Origin of the sequence: Ideonella azotifigens (genome assembly GCF_006519715.1) — a bacterium.
GTDB lineage: Bacteria > Pseudomonadota > Gammaproteobacteria > Burkholderiales > Burkholderiaceae_C > Ideonella > Ideonella azotifigens.
Window position 1 is genome coordinate 1 of the sequence record NZ_VIDT01000286.1, and the last position, 6627, is coordinate 6627.

Annotated in this window: 8 protein-coding genes; all 8 read left to right on the plus strand. The window is 61.2% G+C overall.

Features of this window, described 5'->3' with window-relative positions; translation table 11 throughout:
* The first annotated feature begins 269 nt into the window (after window positions 1-269).
* The 8 genes from FKP22_RS16995 to FKP22_RS17030 all read left to right on the plus strand — a co-directional run bounded on the left by FKP22_RS16995 (window position 270) and on the right by FKP22_RS17030 (window position 6457).
* Window positions 270-698, plus strand: coding sequence for a DUF805 domain-containing protein (locus FKP22_RS16995; protein WP_141288641.1), 429 nt, complete (start codon window positions 270-272; stop codon window positions 696-698).
* Between the two features lie 186 nt (window positions 699-884).
* Complete coding sequence (locus FKP22_RS17000; protein ID WP_141288642.1) at window positions 885-2087, plus strand: ABC-three component system protein; 1203 nt, start codon at window positions 885-887, stop codon at window positions 2085-2087.
* Complete coding sequence (locus FKP22_RS17005) at window positions 2084-2584, plus strand: three component ABC system middle component (RefSeq protein ID WP_141288643.1); 501 nt, start codon at window positions 2084-2086, stop codon at window positions 2582-2584. The genes FKP22_RS17000 and FKP22_RS17005 overlap by 4 nt, the downstream gene beginning before the upstream one ends.
* Complete coding sequence (locus FKP22_RS17010) at window positions 2524-4521, plus strand: DUF3732 domain-containing protein (RefSeq protein WP_141288644.1); 1998 nt, start codon at window positions 2524-2526, stop codon at window positions 4519-4521. The genes FKP22_RS17005 and FKP22_RS17010 overlap by 61 nt, the downstream gene beginning before the upstream one ends.
* 460 nt (window positions 4522-4981) lie before the next feature.
* Window positions 4982-5212, plus strand: coding sequence for an addiction module protein (locus FKP22_RS17015; protein WP_141288645.1), 231 nt, complete (start codon window positions 4982-4984; stop codon window positions 5210-5212).
* Window positions 5209-5505, plus strand: coding sequence for a type II toxin-antitoxin system RelE/ParE family toxin (locus FKP22_RS17020; protein WP_141288646.1), 297 nt, complete (start codon window positions 5209-5211; stop codon window positions 5503-5505). The genes FKP22_RS17015 and FKP22_RS17020 overlap by 4 nt, the downstream gene beginning before the upstream one ends.
* Before the next feature lie 318 nt (window positions 5506-5823).
* Window positions 5824-5991: a DUF1328 domain-containing protein gene (locus FKP22_RS17025; RefSeq protein ID WP_141288647.1), complete on the plus strand. Its 168-nt coding sequence runs from the start codon at window positions 5824-5826 to the stop codon at window positions 5989-5991.
* Window positions 5992-6118: 127 nt separating this feature from the next.
* Complete coding sequence (locus FKP22_RS17030) at window positions 6119-6457, plus strand: hypothetical protein (protein WP_141288648.1); 339 nt, start codon at window positions 6119-6121, stop codon at window positions 6455-6457.
* The last annotated feature ends 170 nt before the right edge of the window (window positions 6458-6627 follow it).

Here is a 6627-nt window from a genome sequence, read left to right on the forward strand (position 1 = left end):
TGGCCAAGCTCGGCCGCCACACCGAAGCCGAGCAGGCCTTCACCGAGGCCGCAGCGCTGACGCAGAACGAGCGGGAACGGGCGCTGCTGCGGGAGCGGGCACAGGAAAGCCAGGCGGCTGGCACGCAGCGGGCGCCTCACGCCTGAACCGGTGGGCAGTGGCCGCTGGCAGTCCCTAGCTTGCAGCCCTGCCGGCTGGCCCATTCCCTCGGATACTTGCCGCGCGGCGATTTGAGCGCCGCGCAAAGCATCCACCGAGGGAGTACCACCATGACCGAAGCCGTCAACCCGTTCCAGCCGCCCAACGCCGAGCTGATCCTGCCCGCCAGCAGCGAAAAGCCCGACCTGAAGACCCTGTACTTCAGCTTCCAGGGGCGCATCTCGCGCAAAGTCTTCTGGCTTTACGGCGTGCTGTTCTTCTTCCTGGCGATGCTGGTGCTCGGCGGCGTGGTCGGTGCCGTCGCCCTGGTGTCTGAAACACTGAGCTGGATCCTTGCCGTGCCTCTCTACATCGCCGGGACCTGGATCGGCCTGGCGATGCAGGTCAAGCGCTGGCATGACCGCGACAAGTCCGGCTGGTGGATCCTGATCGGCCTCATCCCGGTCATCGGCAGCATCTGGGCCTTCATCGAAACCGGCTGCCTGCGCGGCACCGTCGGCCCGAACCGCTTCGGCGACGACCTGACCGATCAGTACTGAAGATTGAGGGCCTGGCAGATCGGCCCTTCTGGCGTGAAGGCTCACGAGTGGCAATATGGACGGAGAGGAGGAGGTTGAGTTTTTTCAGCATATGCGATCCACTACGCGCACATATGTAGGAATCGGAGAGCCGCGCCAAACGAGTGACGGTGCCGATCCACTATGCCAAGGGAGGCGTAGTCGCAGATGGCGAAGAAGAAGGAAAGCGCGCACGAGGCTGCGGCTGCCGCGACGGGTTATCTATTTCAGTGTCGCTTTGCCCTGCTCAAGGGGCTTGAAGCAATTTCCGATCGTCCAGAACTGGAATTGACGATCGAAAAGTTCGACGACGTCGCCTTCGTGCAGGAAGGGTCGCCGGTTGAACAAATCCAGACGAAGCATCATGTCGCCAAAGCGGGGAAGCTCACTGACGCCAGCGTAGACCTTTGGAAGACGCTCGGCATTTGGGCGCGCCAGGTGGCGACGGATGTCGATGAGGTCTTCCGCCGCCGCTTCATCCTGGTGACCACCGGCGCCGCGCCTGACGGATCGGCTGCATCCTTCCTACGAATGCGAGACCGTGACGAGCACCGCGCGCGGCAACTCTTCATCCACACTGCCGAAACATCCAAGAGCTCCGAGAATGCAGCCGCCTACAAGGCGTTCATCGACCTCGCGGAGGTGCGACAAGCAAACCTGTTGAAGTCGATCGACATCCTTGATGGTTCGCCCAACATCGTTGATGTTCGCGAAGACATTTGCCGGGCGGTTCGAATGGCCGTGGCCAAGGAACACGTTGATCATTTCGTGGAACGATTGGAAGGGTGGTGGTTCAGCGTTGTGATCAACGTGCTTGGCCACCGGAGTTCTATCCCCGTCATTTCGATCGACAACCGAGTGGACGAGCTTCGGGAGGAGTTTCGTCGGACGGCGCTTCCCGTCGATTTCGGTGCGGCGACACCATCGCCTGCAGTGGTTGCCGATCTCGACAAGCGCCCATTCGTTCGCCAACTGCGACGCATCAACATTGGATCGCAACGGATCGAATATGCCATCCGCGACTACTACCGGGCATCTGAGCAGCGGTCGAAGTGGGCGCGCGAACAGCTTCTCGTTGATGGCGAGGTTGGTTCATATGAGCAGCAGCTGATAGAGGCCTGGCAGCCCAGGTTCGCTGCCATGGTCGACGAGCTTCCGAAGGCATGTGGTGACGAGGCGAAGGTTGCATCGGGGCGGTTGCTCTACAAATGGGCAGAGGTGGACGCGCTCTATCCGCTTCGATCTGCCGCCCATCGCTTCCTGACGCATGGCAGCTTTCATATCTTGGCGAACCGCCTCAAAGTGGGCTGGCATCCCGATTTCTCGGAACAGGCGGAGACGCCTGAGGAAGGGAAGGAGGATCAAGCATGAAGAGCTGGGATGACCGGGCTGTCGAGGAGGCAAACCTCTTCAATCCCGCCTTCTGCGCCACCTTGCTGGCGGTGGCCGCGAAGGACTTTCAAGGCAAGGCGCACCGGCCGTTGCCTTTTGCGCTTGCCTTCTTGGTGCTCCCCATCGTGCTTCATCAACCGACGCGCGCGGCACTGCCGCACTCGACGGTGACTTCACTGCTTTCCTGGGTTCAAAGCAATCAAGGGTGTCTGATCGGCTTCGCCCAGCGAGTCAGCCAGCTCAAGACGATGTCCAGAGAGGCAATCCTATTTGGGGTTGCATACGGCGCGATCGAGCTTGGCGAGGACGGCGAACTCGCCCCATCCGCTCGGTTTCTCGCGCCGACCGAGAAGCGAACAGAACTGTTCACGGCAGATGCTCGCGCTTGCGCCGATCGCGCCGCGTTCATCGGCCGATGGTTCTCGGCAGCGGGCACAACATCAACGATATTTTCTGCATGGGGAGTGGCACCGTGAGCCTGCAGATAGCAAAGCTTGTTCTCTACAGTCACGCTGGTCAGGTCCGAGAGCTTGCATTCAACGTCGGTGGCCTCAGCGTCCTGACGGGAGCATCGAAGACGGGCAAGTCAGCGATCATCGACATCATCGACTACTGCACAGGAAGGAGTGAGTGCAACGTTGCTGCCGGTGTGATTCGAAAGCACGTGGGCTGGTACGGTGTGCTGTTTCAACTCGGCGGCGGTCAGATTTTTGTCGCTCGCAAGAACCCCGCCGTGGGGGAGAAGACGAGCCCGGAGGTCTATGTCGAGCGCGGCACGCAGATCGAGTTGCCCGAGGCTGTAGCTCTTCACAAGAACATGACGGTGGATGCGCTGGAACAGTTCCTCGGAAGCGCGATCGGCATCAGCGAAAACGAACATCGACCAGAGACTCCGACGCGTGACCCGTTGGCCGCAAATTTTCGCCATGCCCTGCTGTTCTCGTTTCAAGATCAGAACGATATTGACAGCAAGCAGCGGCTGTTTCACCGCCAAGGTGAGGACTTCGTCGGGCAAGCCATCCGCGACACGTTTCCCTACTTCCTCGGCGCGATCGACGAAGATCGGCTGCTGAAGCAAGCTCAGCTTGAACAGGCGCGGCGAGCTCTCCGGCAGCTTGATCGTCAGGTGCGTGAGGCTGAGGCGTTGGACAGCAGCACCTATCCGCGCGCTCAGGCGCTGCTCGACGAGGCACGGCATGTCGGACTGCTGGACGAGCGTTTCAGGCCGACGAGCTACGAACGAGCGATCGATGCCCTACGCCGCATTGGCAGCGAGGATCTTCCGCGCAGCGATGCGGTGGTTGGCGATGGAGAAGCGGCACTGGCGGAACTGCGCACCCAGCGGCAGAACCTGCGTGAGGAGATGGAGCGTCTGAACAGCGAGATTCGATCGACGCGGGTATTCACGTCCGAAACGATGGGGTTCGAACGAGAGGCGAAGGAGCAGCGCGCTCGTCTCAGCACGGTGGGTCTCTTCAATGCAGCTCACGTGCACGGGATGGAGCAGTGCCCGGTTTGCGCAAGCGTGCTTGAAAACCAGGTTCCTGCGGCGGCGCGGATCGCGCAGGTGCTTCAGGGACTCAACGACGAGCTAGAGACGGTACAAGCGGAAAACCCGCGTCTTCAAGGACGACTCGCGGCGCTTCAACGCGAGGAAGCAGACATCCAGACGAAGCTTCGCGAAAACCAGCATCGAATCAACGCGCGGATTCAAGAGAACGAGATCATGCGTGTTCAGCAAGATGCGTTCATTCTCCGCGCCAGGGTCGTTGGAAAGGTTCAGCAGTACGTCGAGACCGCGACGAATCGGGATGACAACTCGGCCCTGAAACGGCAGCATGAACTGGCGGTTGCCCGGGTGGCTGCGCTGGAAGCCGAGCTGGACATGAATGCCGTTCGCGAAAAGCTCAGCGCGTTTCTGAACATCATCGGTCGCGAGATGACGGACTACTCAAGGTCGTTGAAACTGGAGCACAGCGACTCTCAGCTACGCCTGGACATTCGCAACCTTACGGTAGTTGCCGACACCATCGACGGGCCAGTTCCTCTCTACAAGATGGGTAGCGGCGAGAACTGGGTCGGTTATCACATCCTTGCGCATCTCGCCTTGCACAAGTGGTTTCGGATGAAGGGTCGGCCCGTGCCGGGCTTCATCATCTTCGACCAGCCGTCGCAGGCGCACTACCCGCCGGCACGCGATGTGGACGGCTCTTTGAAGGTACTGAAGGACGAAGATCAAGAGGCAGTGCTTGCGCTGTTCAAGTTGATCGCCGACGCGGCGAGTGAGTTGGCGCCTAACCTGCAGATCATCGTCATGGATCACGCCGACCTGACCGAGGGCTGGTTTCAGTCGGCCGTCGTAGAACGGTGGCGCGGCGGAGAGAAGTTGATTCCGATCGACTGGCTTCAGTGAGAAGCAACCACATTTCAAAGGAGACGAACACATGGCATTCAAGTTCCCGACACCCGCTTCCTGCATGCTCAAGGATCGAGCTGTCCTGTGCACAGCCGAGCGGATTCTTGCCCTATACGACCAAGCCACGGGGAAGGACGCCTAGAGGATCGCTAAGAACGTCAAGCTCTGGTTCTCCGCCGAGGCGCCGAAGCACGGTTGGGCAGGCGGGCACGGCGCAGGCTGCGTCCTGTTCGTTCCACCGAGCCTAGTGAACGTCACGGTCAAGGTCAAGGCAACCACGCTAGTGCTCGAGTCCGAGACCGGCGACGAGTAGACCGCTTCACCGCGTCGAAAGCCGACGAGACAATCAAAGCACGACAGGCGGAGGTTGCATGGTCGTGCACCAAGCAATGGCGAGAATGCATGCCATGCCACCGCCAGAACGATAAACTGCGGCAGGCCTACTAAGGAGCCTGCCATGCCTGATCAAGTCTCTGAACTCGTGAAGCGCGGACGAGCGCTGTCCCCGGAAGATCGTGAACGGCTGGTGGATCAACTGCTGGAATCGCTCAACGAAACGGCAGCGGCCGAACTGGACGCCGCCTGGGAATCCGAGATTGCGCGTCGCTTGGCCGAGTATGACCAAGGCGCGGTGGAAGCCATTGATGCCGAAGAAGTCTTTGCCAAGGCCAGGCGCATCGCACAGTGATCAAGGTCCGGTTCCTTCCTGCGGCGGAGCTCGAGCTGTTGAAGGAAGTTGCCTACTACTCTAAGGTCCGGGCGGGCACAGGCGTTCGCTTTCAAGCCGCAGTGGAAGCAGCCGTTTCCCGCGCTGCCACTCACCCGCTTGGCGGAGCGCCGTCATTCAATGAAACGCGCAGCCTTCTTGTCAAAGGCTTTCCGTTCAGCATCGTTTATCGGCCTTCACAGCAGGCATTGCTCGTCATCGCGATCGCACCGCATCAGAAACGGCCGCAATACTGGGCCTCACGCGTCAAGTAACGGCAATTCTGTCATCACAGGAACATCCCGCTCGAAGCCTCCACGCGCTGCGCGTTGTCGCGGCCAGCAGCGTTGACGGGCGTCACGGCCACTCCCATCAGGCCCTGGACAAGCGAACGGACAAGCGCTGCAATGCAACATCGGGCTCTGGCGAGGCGCCGTGAGGGGCTTGTTGTGGGCTTGGTCCTACAGGCCCATGCAATGCCCACCGACGGCGGCTCGCGCCAACAGCCCACGCCCTGCAGCAGAGGGGGCTTTTAACCTTCGTCCATCGCCTTCCATCCACCGCGGCCGGCAACGGTCTCACAGGAGAAACTCATGCTGCATTACGCCGTTGTCTTTTTCATCATTGCGCTGATTGCAGCGCTTTTCGGCTTCGGCGGCATTGCCGCTGGAGCAGCAGGCATCGCGAAGATCCTGTTTTTCGTGTTCCTGGTGCTGGCCGTGGCCGGCCTGATCGTGAACCTGCTGCGCGGACGCGGTTGACGGCAGTCGCCTGAATGGCCTGGCGTGCTACATGCATGCCATGGCTTTTTTCTGGGCGTCTGCCGCCACCCTTTTCCGCTTTCTGACCTTGTTCCCCCGCTGTTTCAATCCACCCTAGGAGATCCCCATGAGCACCACTCCCAACACCACCCCCACTTCTTCTTCCACCATTTCCGGTGCCGCCAGCGCAGCTGCCGACAAGGCCGCCTCCGTTGTGCAGCCGGTGGCTGAAGCCGTGGCCAAGGAAGCTGCCCGCTTCGGCGAAATGGCCGAAAGCTGGTGGACCCGCAATGCGCAGATGGCCAAGAGCGCCGCCGTGCATGTGAAGGACGAAGCCGCTGCGCTGAACGACCGCACCCAGCGCTATGTGCGCGACGAGCCGGTCAAGTCGATGCTGGTGGCAGCCGCCGTCGGCGCCGCGCTGACCGGCCTGATCGTGCTGCTGGCCAAGCAGCGCGACCGCTGATCGTCCTGCGCCTGCCGCCCCGTTTCGCCCCACCTCTTGCCGCCCTCCCGGAGATCCGCATGCTGCCGCCTCTTGTCTCCCGACTGGTCTCCGACCCGTCGCTGGCGATCGAGCATGCGCGGCGCTATGCGGCGCTGACCGAGGCCGAGCTGGCCTATGCCGGCCAGTAC